Raw genomic sequence first — 16,407 nt, 5'->3', positions numbered from 1 at the left:
ATTTTATTATTTTAATAACTATTATCAAAATTTATATTCTTTTAAGTAAGAATATTTTATCATACTTGATAATAATTATCAATAAAAAAAGGAACTCTTTTGACTCTGAATGAATTAAAAAAAGGTGAATCTGCAACCATTTGTCATATTGAAGCCGATAAATCATTAAAAACACGATTGAACTCTTTTGGAATTACCAAAGGGGCTACAATAAATGTTGAAGAGTATACAATGGGGAAAAATACCATTGAAATTTCTATCAAGAGAACGAAAGTTGCATTAAGACTCAAAGAAGCATCTAATATAGAAGTAGAGAAATGTTAAGAAATAAATTTACTCCCCATAAAACCATCCGAATTGTACTTGTTGGCCAACCCAATGTTGGTAAATCTATGCTCATCAACTCCATTTCAAATGCCCGACTTAAAGTGGGAAATTTTTCAGGAGTTACGGTTGAGAAACAAGAGATTGTATTTAAATACAGAAAATATATCATAGAGATAACTGACTTACCCGGTTCTTACTCTTTAAATGACTATACTCTTGAAGAGAAAGTAACCAAAGAGTATTTGGAAAATTCACCCTATGATATCATTTTAAATGTACTTGATTCGACAAATATTGAAAGAAATCTTTTTTTAACTTCTGAACTTTTAGCTTTAGATAAAAAAATGGTCATTGCGTTAAATATGAGTGATGAAGCGGACAATGAAGGCATCTCAATTGATGCTGCACAACTGAGTAAAATATTGGGAAAACCCTGCATAAAAACCAGCGCTGCAAAAAATTTAGGGATTAATAATCTGTTAGAAACACTGGTGAATAAACATGAGAGCAATAAAGTTGATTCAAAACTCATCTTCTCAGACACCATAGAAGAAGAGATTGCTCATATTACCAAACTTTTAGAAGAGAAACATTTTAAATCTAATGTACACTACAGAGAACTTGCCATAAAACTTTTAAAAGAGGATAAATCCACATATAAACGATTTCACGATGAACCCATTTGGATTGATTTGCAATCGGTATTAAAAGATGCATTGGAGCACATCTATTTACATTACAATACCAAAGATATGTACGATGTTTTTGCCGAAGAACAATCTTCATTTGCAAGAGGAGCTACTGTTGAAACAGTAACTGAAAAAAAATCCATTACCAAAGATTTGACTTCAAAAATTGATGCCCTGCTCATTCATAAGTTTTTTGGATTGCCTATTTTTCTCTTTTTTATGTGGCTTTTATTTCAACTGACGTTTGAACTTGGAAGTATTCCCATGGATATGATTGATGCTTTTTTTGCAAATTTGATTGACAATACAAAAGCCGTATTAGGAGAAAATGAACTCTCCTATTTAATTGCAGATGGGGCAATTGCAGGAGTGGGTGCCGTTATTTTATTTGTACCCAATATTGTTATTTTGTTTTTTGGAATTGCTCTGCTTGAAACTACGGGTTACATGAGCCGAGTCGCCTTTTTACTCGATGGTTTTTTTCATAAATTTGGACTGCATGGAAAATCTTTTATTCCACTTGTTACTGGATTTGGTTGTTCAGTTCCCGCTTATATGGCTGCAAGAACCCTTAAAAATAATCGAGACAGACTTTTAACCCTTTTTATCATTGGATTCATGTCTTGTGGAGCAAGACTGCCTATTTATGTTCTGTTTACAGGTGCTTTTTTTGGTACTTCACAAGCGGGCAATATTCTTTTTTTAATCTACATCAGTGGAGCCCTTTTAGGTTTGATTGCAGCAAAAGTACTCAAAACAGTCGTATTTAAAAGTGAAGATGAACCTTTTGTTATGGAGATGCCAAAGTATAGAATGCCATCATTTAAACTCATTTGGCATACGGTTTCAAATCAAGCATTGATGTATTTAAGAAAAGCAGGTACCTATATTTTAGCGGCTTCATTACTCATTTGGTTTGCCTCAAACTACCCAAAACAGCCTGAATTTGAAAATCACATCAATCAAAAAATTGAACTGGCCCATACTCAAGAGGAAATTGATACTTTAAATAATGAGTTAGCCTTGTATAATCTTGAAAACTCTTTTTTAGGTAAAATTGGTAAATTTTCACAACCCATGTTTGCTCCATTGGGATTTGATTGGAAAATGTCTGTTGCACTTGAAACAGGTCTTGCAGCAAAAGAAATTGTGGTTTCTACATTGGGTATTTTGTATGGATTAGGAGAAGAAAATGATGAAAACTCTGAAGGATTGGTACAAAAAATCAGAAACAATATCTCCATTGATGCTGCGGTATCATTCATTGTTTTTGTAATGATTTATCTTCCATGCTTAGCTGCATCAATGGTTTTTGTAAGAGAAGCGGGTGGATGGAAATATCTGTTGTACCTTTTTGTATTTACAACAGGAACCGCTTGGGGATTGTCATTTATCGCATATAATGTAACAAAATTGCTTGTCAGTTAGTATCCATTTATACTGACTTTCAAAGCTTATTGAAGTTCAAATGTTGTTGAATAAACCTCTTCCCCATCGGTAACTTTGAACGTCCAGGTTCCTTTGATTCTTCCACTGATATATCTGTAATCATAAATTGAACCGTGACCAGCAGGTATCTCCATTTTTCTCTCTCGTGAAATCTCTCCATTAGGATTGATCCACGTAAAGGTAACCTCTTTGTCGTCACTAGAACGTTCAAGAGAGTATTTACAAATGATTGAATTTTCATCTTTTAAAATCAAACAATCTGCAACGGCAGCACTCTCTTCTTCATACTGCTCCATTTGAGCAACTAAAAATGTTGTTGTTATTAAAATTAAGAACAGTATCTTTTTCATCTTTATCCTTTGATTGAGGAACATATTAATCTTTTTTATCGAAAGTTATTATACCCAAAACTTTTAATTTGTACCACTTTATTGATTACAATAAGGTTTCCAAATTGCTTCTTCATCCAAAGGAACCCTATTGGTGAGTATTTCAAAAGGAGTATACGCTTCTTTATATCCCATACTAAAATGATCTTTTATCCAATATCCCAAATAAATATAAGGAATATTTAACTCTTTTGCCACTTTTATTTGAGCCAAGATTGAAAATTTTCCCACCGAATAATTTTCATAATCGTGATCATAATAACAGTAAATTGAAGAGATCGCTTGCGGCAAAATATCAGTCAACGCAACACCGATTAGTTTTCCTTCTTTAACATATAAAAACTCTTGAGCAAATTGAACGTTGCCATCGATATAAGAACGTTGATACTCTGATGGCGTAATTGAAGTAAAAGGCCACTTCTTTTTTATGTTCATATATTCATGGTATTTATCATACAAAGCAAGATGTTCTATTGATAAACTCGGTGCTTGTATATAGAGTTCTGTCTCGCTGTTTTTTGCCAAAACCCGTTTTTCAGACTTTGAAAATTGATATTTTTCAACATCGATTCGAATAGAGACACATTTTGTACAATTTCTGCATTCTGGTACAAAATGCATATGCCCAAACCGTCTCCAACCGTGTTCAAGCATATTTTGGTATTGTTCATTTGAGCATCGATTCAAATACTTGTATCTGATATCTGAAATTTCTGTATCGAAATAAGAGCACTCCCTATTCTCTTCAAAAAATTCTATATCTTCTTGTATAATTTTCATAACTATTCGTTGATTTTTTCTTTAATCTCTTTAGCTAATTGGGTTATTCTTTTGATTTTTTCATTATGATTTAAACTCTCATCAAGCAAATGTTTGACAAATGCTGATCCAACAATAACCCCATCAACGCCAACGGCTTTCGCTTTTGCACTCTTTTCATCTACTCCAAAACCAATATAAATGGGCGTATTACTGAACGCTCTGGTGTTTGAAATTACTTCACTTAAATCTTCACTTTTCCCACTGCCCGTTATTCCTGCATAGGCCACTAAATAGATAAATTTTTGTGCCTCTTTAACAACGGTTTGAATTCTTTGTTTTGAATCAGTAGGTGCAACAAAACTGATCAAAGCTTGATTGTTTTTTGCAAAAATATCAGTGAAAGCTAAAGCCTCTTCATAAGGTAAATCGGGAATAATCGCACCATTTACACCTAAAGATTTGGCTTTTTGAACAATATTTTCCATACCTTGATGATAAAATGAGTTCATGTATCCCATCCACAAGGTATCAATTTTTGGTGCAATTACTTTTGATATTTCAAACAAATCTTTCATCTTAAAACCATGTTGCAAACTCAATAAGTTGGCCTTTTCAATAACGGGACCATCAGCAACAGGATCTGAAAATGGAATGCCAAGTTCTAAAGTATCAACCCCAGCTTCACCCATGGCTAAACTCAAATCAATGGTAAAATTATTGTCAGGGAATGAGGTTGTAATATAACCCACTAGTTTCTTCAATTTTCTGTCCTAATATATTAAATTCATCTATTTTATCTAAAGTTATATCAAACTACTCTTTGCCATCTTCAGCTTCAGAAGGATTGCCTCTTTTTTTTATTTTAGAAATAAGTAACTTTACGAGCGAACGGATATTCTGAAAAAAACGTGTAGTATATGTAGCTTCGGTGTTCTCTATCTCTTCACCTAAGTTTACACTCAATGCTTCAGATTTTTTCATGGCTAAAAGTTGTGACGGGAAAACACTTCGATGTCCTGTCATTAAAAAAGAGATAATAATGGACAAAGCACCATAATGCGCAACATTCATTCCAAAAAGTTCCACTGCCATAATCATAGCAGCAATGGGAGCACTTGTTGTCCCTGCTAACACACTCACAAATCCTAAAGCTGCAAACAAAGGAATATACCCATCCACCAAATAGCCAAAAAAGTTACCACTGGTTGCCCCAATATAAAAAATAGGAGTAATCACTCCACCACTTCCCCCAAAACCAAGTGTTAAGGAGGTAAAAACGGTTTTAAGAATAAAAGCATACCAAGGCACTTCAGAGTGATCCACAGGATAAGGAGAGAGTGCATCTTTTATAGTAGCAAACCCCAGTCCCAAATAATCATCCCCCACAATCACAGTTAAAATTACAATAATAATCCCACCCAAAAAAGCTTTCAGTACATAATTGATTTTAATCATATCCGCATATTTATGAATATTTCCCAATGTAGTAATAATAAAATCCGAAACCAAACCAAAAAAGATTCCACCTAAAATAATTTTAAAAATCAAAATATAGTTAAAGTCAAATTTACTGTAAAAAGCAATATCAAAATAGGTGTAACTGATACCAAACATTTTTGCCACAAAAAAAGCAGAAAAACCAGCGACAATAGAAGGGAGTAAAATATCATACATCAAAGCACCAATGATTAAAATTTCTACCCCAAAAATGGCACCAGCAAGTGGCGTACCAAAAACAGAAGCAAATCCAGCACTGATACCACAAATAACCACTTTTTTTCTGTCACGATTTGAAAATTTGAACAGCGATGCAATCAAAGAAGCTGTTGCTGCCCCTATTTGTGCACCAGGTCCCTCTTTACCCACAGATCCCCCAGCAAAAATGGTAATCACCGTGGCCAAGAGTTTTACAGGAATAATGGAAAAATCTATTTTCCCTGAATTTTTATGCACAGCTTCAATGACTTTTTCCGTTCCATGCCCAGTAGCATTAGGGGCAAATTTTCGCACAATAACTACGGTAATGACCAAAGCAAATGGCAACGTATAATAGTACTCAAAAGGCAACTGTGTCCTAGAGTTTTCACAATACTCTAAAAGTTTTAAAAAGAATGAAACAATGGTACCAATGACCGCGCCAATAAGTGATGAGAGTAAAATCCATTTGGTTATACTTGCAAACATAATTGTTTGCTCCGTTATGTGAGTCTGAACGTTGTGGTTTCTTTTCATGAGGACTGCTTTATGTGAAAAAAGTTGGTTGTTTTATGAAAAAAATTATAACAAAGATTGCATTTAATTACTCTTTGAAAAAGCTTATATTATAGGCAAATTTGAAACTTCTTATAGAAAAAGAAATAATTGGATATAATTCAACTTAAAATATATTTTTTAACTCAAGGATAGTGAAGTGAGCATAACAAATAATCAATCATATATTGAAAAAATGAATATCAATAAAATCAAAAATTCAAAAAATAACTTTAAACTTATTGTCATAACAGCCTATGATGCTCTTTTTGCAAAACTCTTCGAAAAAGAGTCTCATATGATTTTAGTAGGAGACTCTTTAAACATGAGTTTTGCTGGAAAACCCGATACATTAAGTGCCACTTTAGATCAAATGATTTATCACACCAATGCTGTATGCACAGGCGCACCAAGTGCTTTTGTTATTTGTGACATGCCTTTTGGAAGTTATATCAACAAAGATGAAGCGTTAAGAAATTGCATTGAAGTTTACTCAAAAACTCAAGCAGCAGCAGTTAAAATTGAGGGGGGAGAAGATCGAGCGGATATTATTAAACACTTAACTTCAAACTCAATTGCTGTTATGGGTCATATTGGCTTAATGCCACAATATGTTAGAAGTGAAGGCGGATACTTAGTAAGAGGGAAAACAGCTGAAGACATTGAGCAACTGGTTAAAGATGCCAAAGCCATAGAAGCAGCAGGTGCTTTTTCCATTGTCCTAGAGGGAGTTAAAACGCAAGCTGCACGTGAAGTTACTCAAGCAGTCAATATCCCAGTCATTGGTATTGGAGCAGGCAATGTTACGGATGGACAAGTCTTAGTATGGTCTGATATGTTGGGATTCTTTGAAGATTTTAAACCCAAATTTGTAAAACGTTATTTAATGGGCGGAGAAGCCGTACGAAAAGCCGTTAAACAATATGCCCAAGAGGTACAAAATGGCATTTTCCCATCTAAAGAAGAGGAATATTAAACGTGGAACGAATTGTAGAAGTTGAACAAATATCATTTGAAGATAACAGTTCTGAGGCGAGTTTAAGACCCTCAACATGGGATGACTACATTGGTCAAGAAAAAATCAAAAAAAATCTCAGAGTCTTTATTGATGCGAGTAAAAAAAGAAATGAAGCCCTTGACCATATCTTATTTTATGGACCTCCAGGGCTTGGAAAAACCACATTGAGTTATTTGATCAGTCATGAGATGAACTCAAACATCAAAATTACCGCAGGACCCATGATAGAAAAGTCGGGTGATTTGGCTGCCATTTTAACCAATTTAGATGAAGGTGATATTCTTTTTATTGATGAAATTCACCGACTCAGCCCTGCTGTTGAAGAGATTTTATATCCGGCTATGGAAGATTATCGATTGGATATTATTATTGGAAGTGGACCTGCTGCACAAACGGTGAAAATAGATTTGCCACGATTTACACTAATCGGGGCAACCACCCGTGCAGGAATGCTTTCAAACCCACTTCGTGAACGGTTTGGTATGCACTTTAGAATGCAGTTTTACACCGATGCAGAGTTGGCAAAAATTGTACAAAAAGCTTCAAACAAACTGGAAAAATTTTGTCAAGATGATGCCAGCCATGAAATTGCCAGAAGAAGTCGAGGCACACCAAGAGTGGCATTACGACTCTTAAGACGTGTCAGAGATTTTGCAGAAGTAGAGAGTGAACCGGATATTATATTAAAACGGTGTCAATACGCGTTAAATGAATTGGGAGTCAATGATAAAGGGTTTGATGAAATGGATTTAAACCTTTTGGAACTTTTAATCTCAAACAGAGGTAAACCCATGGGACTCTCAACCATTGCAGCAGCACTGAGTGAAGATGAGGGAACAATCGAAGATGCAATTGAACCATATTTATTGGCCAACGGTTACATAGAAAGAACAGCTCGAGGAAGAGTTGCCAGCGTTAAAAGCTATGAACTTTTCAGATTGACACCACCTACACTTCAAACAAAAGAGGGACAACTGTTTTGAAACCAATACACTTTTTATTGATTGTTGCAACACTCACACTCTATTTTCTATCAGAGTTGTTTCAACCTTTTTTAAAATCCATTTTAGTGGCACTTCTTTTAGCAATTGCTACAAACTCCATCTATAAATTTATGTTTTTTAAAATACAAAATCGATTATTGTGTTCCGTGTTTATCACCTTCTTTTTAGGCATGGTCTTTTTTATTCCACTGATTTATTTTATCTTCTCATTTATTAACTATTTGAACCATCTGGATAAACAAGCCATTATCGATTTGTATAATGTAGCCTTGACATTTGTTGCCAGTATCCCCAATGAGTACTCTTTTATTAAAGAGTATCTGTTAGGACCATTAGAAAATATCAATATTTCAACGGTAGTAGAAAAAACCATCTCTTTTGGAGCAGTATTGGGAAAAAGTTCAGCACGCTTTATGATGGATATGTTTCTTATTTTAACGTTTTATTTTTTTATGAATTTATACAATAAGGAGTTTTCTAACTTTATTATTGAACTGATTCCTCTGAATCATGAAGACAGCCGCACGGTATTTTCTGAATCATCGAATGTCATGAGTATTGTTCTGTATTCCATTTTAGTCACCGCTATTTTTGAGGGATTTCTGTTTGGATTTTTTATCAACTTTTTTGATTACGATGGGCTTTTATATGGGGTATTGTATGGCTTTGCCTCACTGATTCCTCTTATTGGAGGTGCCATTATGTGGGTACCAATTGCGTTATATGAAATCTTTTCGGGTTCTATTTCCAACGCTGTTTATATTGGCATCTACTCCATTGTGGTTATCTCTATCATTGCAGATACTTTTATAAAACCTATCATCATAAAATATATCAATAAAAGAGTCGTAAGAACCCCAACTGCCATTAATGAGTTGCTCATATTTTTCGCCATCATTGCAGGGCTTTCAACCATTGGGTTTTGGGGAATGATCATTGGACCAGCCTTGGTTACATTTTTTATCTCTATCATGCAATTGATTAAAAAACAAAATAAGTTAAATGAGTTTATAAATGGTAATTCAAAGTAATTACCACTTATAAAAGTCTATTCACCGCTTGTCAGTTCCCCTTGATAAGCCACAATACCATGTTCTAAATTGACAACCATTTTAAAACCCAAATCTTTCATAATTCGTTGACAATATGCACTTCGGCTTCCAATATGACAATAGACAATCACGGGTTTATCTTTTTGGGTATCAATTTGAGTTATTGAGTTATAAAATGATGTTGTTGGAATCAAATAATCACACCCTTGAATTCGTGTTCCTACCCATTCCATCCACTCTCTTACATCCACCAAATTAAAATCAACTGTTTTCTCTTCTCGTGCAATTAAAAGGGCTTCTAATTCTGAAGAGTCAATATTTTTTTGACTCAATAACACGTCACACTCTTTTTTACTTAAACCTCTTGAGTGCGTATGTGTTGCCTCTTCAATACTATTTTTTAAGGCATTCTCTTGTGCGTATTGTGGGGTACAAAAGATTCCACATCGACATTTTCCATCATTGGGTATTTCTACTTCAAGCGCAGGGGTACAAGGGCAAACTCTGTTGTTGGCTGCTTTTTGTTCCTCTTTGGTATCACCGATGACCATAAAACATGGACAAAATCTTTTATTATAAATCAATTTATTCCGAGTCAAACCTTGTTGAACTGACTCATTTACATCGGACTCTGGATTATACACAAAACCCATTTGTGCACACACTTTATCGGTAAAACTTTTTGTTATTTCTAATTCATTGATAAACTCTTCTGAGTTAATATCCAATTTCTTTATCATAAGAAAACCTTATATAATTTTTGCGAAATTATATTGAAAAAGTTTAAAACTAATCTGATATTTTAGAAATAGTTTTTTGTTAAAGTATTGAAATTAAAACTCTTTTGGATTTTCTAATGAGGCTTTAACCTGTTCTAAAAAAGTGGCTCTGGAAACCCTTTTTGCACCCAAAGATTCTAAATGAGGTGTGGGGATTTGACAATCAATGAGTTTAAAGCCATGCTTTTTTAAACGTTGTACAAGAGAATACAAGGCCACTTTAGATGCATCACTTTTTTTTGCAAACATCGATTCACCACAAAAGATATCTCCTAAAGCAATGCCATAACCACCCCCTACAAGTTCCCCATCAAAATAAGCTTCAAAGCTGTGTGCAAATCCCATCTCATGAAGGGTTGAATACGCATCAATAATTTCAGGCAAAATCCAGGTTCCTGTTTGACCTTGTCTGGGAATATTAGAACACTCAATCATGGTTTGTCTAAAATTGGTATCAAATTTCACTTCATACAAACTGCTGTTGACTCTTTTTTGAAGTGATTTTGAGACTTTAAATTCATCTAATGGCAAAATAAATCTGGGATTGGGTGACCACCAAAGAATGGGGTCATGCTGATTGTACCAAGGGAAAATTCCACTCATGTACGCTTTAAGAACTCTTTGTGGGTTAAGATCCCCTCCATATGCTAAAAGGCCTTCGTCATCAGCATAGAGAGGATTGGGAAAACTAAAAGAGTATTTATCTAAGGGTAAAATATGCAAAAAATCAAAACTTTTTATTTTAATGTTGCAATATATTCTGCTACTGAATTGATGCTCTCTTCATCTAAAGAAGATACTTGTCCAAACATAATGTTTTTCATACCTGCACCATAGGTGTTATCTTTATATCCATGAAGTGCCGCAACTGTTTTTTCTTTATCCCAACCTTGAATGACTTGAGAAACACCCAACGCTTTTTTCTCTGCTGTTACACCATGACATCCTGAACATGTTTTTTTGTACAGTGTTTCACCAACAGTAGGCTGACTTTGAGTTACAGCAACTTTGGCTTCTTCAACTTTCTCTTCCACAGCTTTATTGACTTTTTCATCCACTACAGCAACTTCGTCTTTAACATCATTTAAAGCGACTTTTGCTTCTTCTTTTGCTTCTGTCACTACGGTTGCTTCATCAATAGATTGAGCAGCCTGTGGTTTAACGGTTTCGACCGTTGTTGTTGAAGATGTTTTTTTATCATCATTACATCCAGTCAATAAAAATGCTGCTACTATCGTTGAGAAAATTAATATTTTCATGAGAATCCTTTTATTTTAATTGTCAACTTTACACAAATACGTCAAAAAAACAACCTAGCCCATTGGCTTGATTATCTCTTTTAAGCATCATATAACTTTATATCTTATTATACTTAAAAACAAACTTTTCATTGACAAAGTCAATATCGACACTGCCTCCATTTTTAAGTTGACCAAAGAGTATCTCATCGGTCAACGGCATTTTAATGTTTTGAGAAATGACTCGTCCCAAAGGTCTTGCCCCCATTTGTTTATCGTAACCCAATCGTGCCAACTCTTTTTTTGCACGTATTGTCATATTAATTTTAATATCTTTATCCACAATTTGTGCCTCTAAATCATGGATAAATTTGGTCACCACTTTTACCACAATATCTAAAGTGAGGTAAGCAAAATTCACCGTGGCATCTAATCTGTTTCTGAACTCTGGGGCAAAGAATTTTTTAATGGCTTTGCCTTCATTGAGTGTTTCATCTTTGGTAAATCCCATAACATTAGCTTCAGCTGAACCCAAATTTGAGGTCATAATTAAAATAACGTTTTGAAAATCTGATTTATTTCCACTGTTATCGGTTAACTCTGCATTGTCCATAACTTGAAGCAACAAACTCATCAAATCGGGGTGCGCTTTTTCAATTTCATCTAAAAGCAACACACAATGCGGATGTTTTCTTATGGCTTCCGTTAACAATCCGCCATTTTCAAACCCCACATATCCAGCAGGTGCTCCAATAAGTCTTGAAATGGTATGTGCTTCCATATATTCACTCATATCAAAACGTTCAAAATGAATCCCCATTTGATGAGACAACTCTTTGGCCACTTCAGTTTTTCCCACTCCCGTTGGCCCTGTAAAAAGAAAACTTCCAATGGGTTTTTTCTCACCGCCTAAACCTGCTCGGTTAATCTTAATGGCTTGAACAATTTTAACAATGGCTTCATCTTGTCCAAAAACTCTTTTTTGCATATTTTTTTCAAGTGCTTTAAGCAGTGTCAAGTCTGACTTTGTTGCCGATTTCGGAGGAATCTGAGCCATTTTAGAAACCGTGTCTTCAACATCTTTTTGTGTAATGGTAAAGACTTTTGTTCTGCTTGCCTTTGCCTCTTCTTTTAACTTTTTGGTTGCTCCGACCTCATCAATAACATCAATGGCACTGTCAGGTAAAAATCGATCATTGATAAATTTTTTACTCAACTCTACGGCTATTTTAATCGCATTGGCACTGTATTTAACATGATGAAACTCTTCATATTTTGATTTTAGTCCATTTAAAATAGTGATGGTATCTTCAATGGAAGGTTCACTCACATCTACTTTTGCAAATCGTCTGCTTAAAGCTTTGTCTTTACTGAAATCATTTCGGTACTCTGCAAAGGTTGTTGCTCCTATACATCGGAGTTTCCCATTGGCTAACATCGGTTTTAAAATATTTGAAGCATCCATAGAACTGCCACTGACACTTCCTGCCCCCACAATCGTATGAATTTCATCGATAAATAAAATGGCATCATCAATCAAGCTGATCTCTTTTAAAAGGCCTTTGAGTTTTTTTTCAAAATCTCCACGATATTTTGTTCCAGCAACCATTGAACCCATATCCAGTGAAAAAACCTTTGAGTTTTTCAAACTATTAGGAACATTTTCATTTGAAATCTCTAATGCCAACCCCTCAGCAATGGCTGTTTTACCAACACCTGGTTCTCCTACTAAAATAGGGTTATTTTTCTTTCTACGACTTAAGATTTCAATGACTCTGCTGATCTCTTTTTCTCGACCAATAATGGGATCAATTTCACCTTTTTTTGCCAATGCAACCAATTCTGTTGAATTTTGTGCCAATAAATCTTTCTGTTTAGGCTCATCACTGTTTCCAAACCCCTCGGTCTCTTCGTCATTGGTATCAAAATCTTTGTGACTGATCTCTTCTAAAATATCTATTCTCTCTACACCTTGCTCTTTTAATAAATATGTTGCATACGACTGCTCACTTTTTAAAATTGCAACAAACATATCTTCTACCCCAGCATTCCCCTTTCCAGAAGTTTGTGTGTGTGCAACCATGTGTTCAATCGTTGATGTTAAAGACAGTGTCTCCATAGGTTCATCATTAATATCTACAGGTAATTTAGGGGTCGTATTATCAATATGCGTTTTAATTTTTGTATAAATAATATCACTGTCCAAACCCAAATCGTCCAATAACGATGTGATGATTTCATTGTGTATGAGCATTAAAAATATATGTTCGAGTGTCAAATACTCATGTTTACTTACTTTTGCATACGCAACTGCTTGCGAGAATACATCTCTTAATTCTTTACTTATCATTGTTATTCTTCTTCCATTACAGCTTTTAAAGGAAACCCTTTACTTCTTGCCATATTTTTAACTTGTGCAACTTTTGTTGAAGCTATTTCATGGGTATAAATACCACAAACTTCTCTTCCGTTGTTGTGTATATTCAGCATAATAATTGTAGCTTCATCGGCTGTTTTTCTAAAAATTTTTGTCAAAACATCTATGACAAAATCCATCGTCGAATAATCATCATTTAATAAAAAAACTTTAAACTTTTTAGGTTCTTGTAATTGTACGTCATCCTCTAATTCAATCTCAAACTCATGTGCCACTTATTAAAACCTTTTTTGCTAAAATATAAATTATTATACCAAAAAGTAGTTACAATGAAAAGTCAAAATACTATAAAAACTAAACAATTAATCTTTATTACAGCTACAAACACAGATGTGGGCAAGAGTTATGCCTGTGAACAATTTTTGAAAAGATATGCCAACATGGGGTATAAGGTCGGGTATTTTAAACCCATAGAAACGGGGGTTATTACCCTTCCTGCAGATGGTTCAAAACTTTTAAATTTAACCAAAACCTTGAACCCCTCTTTTGATGTTGAGATAAATGATGTTGTACCATATCAATTTAAACTTCCAGCAGCTCCTTTTGTTGCTAAAAAAGAGCACAATATCGATATTGCATTTTTAAAACAAAAGGTTGCATATCTCCACACCTTTTGTGATGTTTTGATTGTTGAGGGCGCAGGTGGTCTTATGGTGCCCATTGAAAAAGAGTATTTTATGATTGATTTAATCAAAGAGTTAAAGTGTAAGGCCATTTTAATTGCACCCAGCCATTTGGGAAGTATCAATGATACTTTGCTTTCAATAGAAGCGTTAAAGCATCGAAACATTCCTTTTGAGTGGTACATTAATTTATATAAAGATAAAGGGAGTTTTAACGAAGTAACCCTCCCTTTTTATGAAGCCTATTTTAATAAAGTTCACTATCTGGGTGAATGGGATTAAAAACTGTCCCACTCATCATTGTCTTTTTTTGCCACCTTCTCTTTTTGTGTAGGTTTAGGCGTTTTGGGAGCTTCTGGTTTATCTTTTTTGACAACCTTTGCTTCCTCTTTTATTTGAACCGCTGAAGTAGCCATATCTTTCATTTTAACGTTATCTTTACCTTCAAACTCTTTGGTATTGGCATCTTTTACAATGCTTTCCGCAATCGTTTGTGTATACATTGCAATATCTCTGGTATTGTTAGCAATAGCAGCATTATGTTGCGTTTGTTGATCAAGTTGATTGACCGCATTACTGATTTGTTCAATACCCAATTGTTGCTCTTTAATGGCCGATTCAACTTGTTTAATCAAGTCAAGGGTATTGGAAACATTGCCTGTGAGTTTTTCATACCCCTCAATCATTTTATCTGAAATATCTTTCCCATGATTGGCTTTAACTGTAGCACTCTCAACCAATGATTTAATCTCTTTTGCCGCTTCAGCACTTCTTGAAGCCAAATTTCTTACCTCTTGTGCAACCACGGCAAACCCTTTACCCGCTTCTCCAGCAGTTGCTGCTTCAACGGCAGCATTAAGTGAAAGGATATTGGTTTGAAATGCAATTTGATCAATGACACTAATGGCTTCATTAATTGCTGTAACTTGCTGATTAATTTCATCCATAGAGTTGGTCGTATTCGTTGCCATGTCCCCACCATCTTTTGCGGATTGAGTCAATTCATTGGCAAACGTAACCATTTGTATCACATTTTGAGCATTGTTTTTGACATTCGAGTTAATCTCTTCTAAAGCTGCGGCCGTCTCTTCTAATGATGCGGCTGCTTCATTTGTAGAGCTGTTCAGCTCATTGACATTAGATAAAAGATTATTTGCACTGTATTGAAGCGTGAGTCCATTTGATTTATTTTCAACTAAAATTTCACTGATAATTTTAGCAAGACTGTTTAAAATATCTGTAGTTGCACCACTGTTTTTAGAAATTCGATAGGCAAAATTCAGATTACTGTACTCTTTGAAAGCCAAATCAATTTTTTCCATATCGTCAGTAACTTTTTGAGCAATAACAACCAACATTTCGTTAAAAATAACTTTCAACTCTTCTAAACTCTTATTTTGAGTGGTTAAGGTGATGGTTTGTTTAAATTTTCCATCTTTAACCAACGAGACCACCTTTTTAACCTCTTCAAGCAATTTTCTGTCATCTTCAAGCAGTGCTTGGGTGTTAATAATATTTTTATTCACCACTTTTGACATCTCAGAAACTTCATCATTTTTGCTTTCATCCAACATATTAACTTCTTTAATTTCTCCATTAATATATTTAAAGAAATCCAATAATCCCAATTGAAATGTTCCTAATGAATTGTTTATCACTCTTCCCAACATCACGGTAAAGAAAATACCAATCAGAATAGTTAAAAGAGTAATAACAATAAAAATAGTTTGAGATTGAGCAATTAAATCCTCTGTATGAGCCTTATTTTCATCAACAACTTTATAAGTTTCTGTCGTAAAGTAATCAATCAAATCTCTCATTGACTCATAATCTTTTAAATAGGTATTAAAGTAGAATTCAGTAGCAGCTTCACTCTCTCCATTGTTAACCAATTCAACCAATTTTTGAGTATCACTGTTTGTCAAGTCATAATACTTGTCAAATTCATCAAATTTTGTCCCTTGATCTTGCATTGAGTCTTCAAGTTTTTTCTTGAACTTGTCAAATCGTTGTCTGACTTGAAGAATATTATCATTGACTCCTTTTTTAATCTTTTTTTGAATACTCTCTTTATCTTTTAAGTGCATGATTTGAGAGAGCGAAACATTAGATTGATAAGAATCCCTGTCGGCTTCTAATAAAAAAGTAATTCCAGAAAAACTGACATTACTCAAATGTTCTACATTTCGTTTAACTTTGCTGTTGTTATAAGATACCAGTACACTTGATAATAATGTAATTAAAATTATTATTAAAAATGCACTCATCGTTTTTTTTCTGATACTCATGTGAACTCCTCTGAATGAATTGTTACATTTTACCACTGAAATGGGAATTTAATCTTAAAAAAAAACAATTAGTATTACAAAAACAAAAAAATGTCACACTGT

Annotated in this window: 16 protein-coding genes; 6 read left to right on the top strand and 10 right to left on the bottom strand. The window is 34.2% G+C overall.

Annotated features, from left to right (window positions below; genetic code table 11):
• Positions 1–99: 99 nt before the first annotated feature.
• Together ACNI3C_RS07445 and feoB are read left to right on the top strand one after the other, a co-directional pair.
• Positions 100–324, top strand: a complete 225-nt coding sequence (locus ACNI3C_RS07445; protein WP_419769188.1) for a FeoA family protein — start codon at positions 100–102, stop codon at positions 322–324.
• Positions 318–2,444, top strand: coding sequence for a ferrous iron transport protein B (feoB, locus tag ACNI3C_RS07440; RefSeq protein ID WP_419769187.1), 2,127 nt, complete (start codon positions 318–320; stop codon positions 2,442–2,444). The genes ACNI3C_RS07445 and feoB overlap by 7 nt, the downstream gene beginning before the upstream one ends.
• Positions 2,445–2,470: 26 nt before the next feature.
• On the opposite strand, the gene ACNI3C_RS07435 is transcribed toward feoB, so the two are convergent.
• The 4 genes from ACNI3C_RS07435 to ACNI3C_RS07420 all read right to left on the bottom strand — a co-directional run bounded on the left by ACNI3C_RS07435 (position 2,471) and on the right by ACNI3C_RS07420 (position 5,848).
• Positions 2,471–2,815: a hypothetical protein gene (locus ACNI3C_RS07435; protein ID WP_419769186.1), complete on the bottom strand. Its 345-nt coding sequence runs from the start codon at positions 2,813–2,815 to the stop codon at positions 2,471–2,473.
• Positions 2,816–2,893: 78 nt separating this feature from the next.
• Positions 2,894–3,634: an arginyltransferase gene (locus tag ACNI3C_RS07430; RefSeq protein WP_419769185.1), complete on the bottom strand. Its 741-nt coding sequence runs from the start codon at positions 3,632–3,634 to the stop codon at positions 2,894–2,896.
• Between the two features lie 2 nt (positions 3,635–3,636).
• Positions 3,637–4,377: a tryptophan synthase subunit alpha gene (gene trpA, locus ACNI3C_RS07425; protein ID WP_419769184.1), complete on the bottom strand. Its 741-nt coding sequence runs from the start codon at positions 4,375–4,377 to the stop codon at positions 3,637–3,639.
• A gap of 52 nt (positions 4,378–4,429) precedes the next feature.
• Positions 4,430–5,848, bottom strand: a complete 1,419-nt coding sequence (locus ACNI3C_RS07420; RefSeq protein ID WP_419769183.1) for a chloride channel protein — start codon at positions 5,846–5,848, stop codon at positions 4,430–4,432.
• Positions 5,849–6,062: 214 nt separating this feature from the next.
• On the opposite strand from ACNI3C_RS07420, the gene panB reads away from it, so the two are divergent.
• Genes panB through ACNI3C_RS07405 form a run of 3 tightly spaced genes read left to right on the top strand, consistent with a single transcriptional unit; the run spans position 6,063 to position 8,919 of the window.
• Positions 6,063–6,842: a 3-methyl-2-oxobutanoate hydroxymethyltransferase gene (panB, locus tag ACNI3C_RS07415; protein WP_419771444.1), complete on the top strand. Its 780-nt coding sequence runs from the start codon at positions 6,063–6,065 to the stop codon at positions 6,840–6,842.
• 2 nt (positions 6,843–6,844) lie between these two features.
• A complete protein-coding gene (gene ruvB, locus ACNI3C_RS07410) occupies positions 6,845–7,867 on the top strand; it encodes a Holliday junction branch migration DNA helicase RuvB (protein WP_419769182.1) in 1,023 nt (340 codons plus the stop codon).
• On the top strand, positions 7,864–8,919 hold the full coding sequence (locus tag ACNI3C_RS07405) for an AI-2E family transporter (protein ID WP_419769181.1): 1,056 nt from the start codon (positions 7,864–7,866) through the stop codon (positions 8,917–8,919). Before ruvB ends, ACNI3C_RS07405 begins: the two co-directional genes overlap by 4 nt.
• A gap of 17 nt (positions 8,920–8,936) precedes the next feature.
• On the opposite strand, the gene ACNI3C_RS07400 is transcribed toward ACNI3C_RS07405, so the two are convergent.
• From ACNI3C_RS07400 to clpS, 5 genes are all read right to left on the bottom strand, one after another.
• Entirely contained in the window at positions 8,937–9,680 is a 744-nt protein-coding gene (locus ACNI3C_RS07400) for a ferredoxin-thioredoxin reductase catalytic domain-containing protein (RefSeq protein ID WP_419769180.1), read from the bottom strand.
• A gap of 93 nt (positions 9,681–9,773) precedes the next feature.
• The gene (aat, locus tag ACNI3C_RS07395; RefSeq protein WP_419769179.1) at positions 9,774–10,442 is read right to left on the bottom strand and encodes a leucyl/phenylalanyl-tRNA--protein transferase; all 669 of its coding nucleotides are present in this window, start codon (positions 10,440–10,442) and stop codon (positions 9,774–9,776) included.
• 14 nt (positions 10,443–10,456) lie between these two features.
• On the bottom strand, positions 10,457–10,978 hold the full coding sequence (locus ACNI3C_RS07390) for a c-type cytochrome (RefSeq protein WP_419769178.1): 522 nt from the start codon (positions 10,976–10,978) through the stop codon (positions 10,457–10,459).
• A gap of 97 nt (positions 10,979–11,075) precedes the next feature.
• Positions 11,076–13,307 (bottom strand): ATP-dependent Clp protease ATP-binding subunit ClpA, encoded by a 2,232-nt coding sequence (gene clpA, locus ACNI3C_RS07385; protein WP_419769177.1) that lies wholly within the window; start codon positions 13,305–13,307, stop codon positions 11,076–11,078.
• A gap of 2 nt (positions 13,308–13,309) precedes the next feature.
• Positions 13,310–13,609 carry an ATP-dependent Clp protease adapter ClpS gene (gene clpS, locus ACNI3C_RS07380; RefSeq protein ID WP_419769176.1) on the bottom strand — a complete coding sequence of 100 codons (300 nt, stop codon included), beginning with the start codon at positions 13,607–13,609 and terminating at the stop codon, positions 13,310–13,312.
• A 54-nt stretch (positions 13,610–13,663) separates the two neighbouring features.
• Between clpS and bioD the strand changes: the two genes are divergently transcribed.
• On the top strand, positions 13,664–14,299 hold the full coding sequence (gene bioD / locus ACNI3C_RS07375) for a dethiobiotin synthase (RefSeq protein WP_419769175.1): 636 nt from the start codon (positions 13,664–13,666) through the stop codon (positions 14,297–14,299).
• Here bioD and ACNI3C_RS07370 read toward each other — a convergent pair.
• The gene (locus ACNI3C_RS07370) at positions 14,296–16,305 is read right to left on the bottom strand and encodes a HAMP domain-containing methyl-accepting chemotaxis protein (RefSeq protein WP_419769174.1); all 2,010 of its coding nucleotides are present in this window, start codon (positions 16,303–16,305) and stop codon (positions 14,296–14,298) included. The genes bioD and ACNI3C_RS07370 overlap by 4 nt on opposite strands.
• Positions 16,306–16,407 lie beyond the last annotated feature (102 nt).

This window comes from Marinarcus sediminis (SeqCode), assembly GCF_048571275.1.
GTDB classification, from domain to species: Bacteria; Campylobacterota; Campylobacteria; order Campylobacterales; family Arcobacteraceae; genus Marinarcus; species Marinarcus sediminis.
This window is presented reverse-complemented; position numbering and strand designations above follow the sequence as displayed.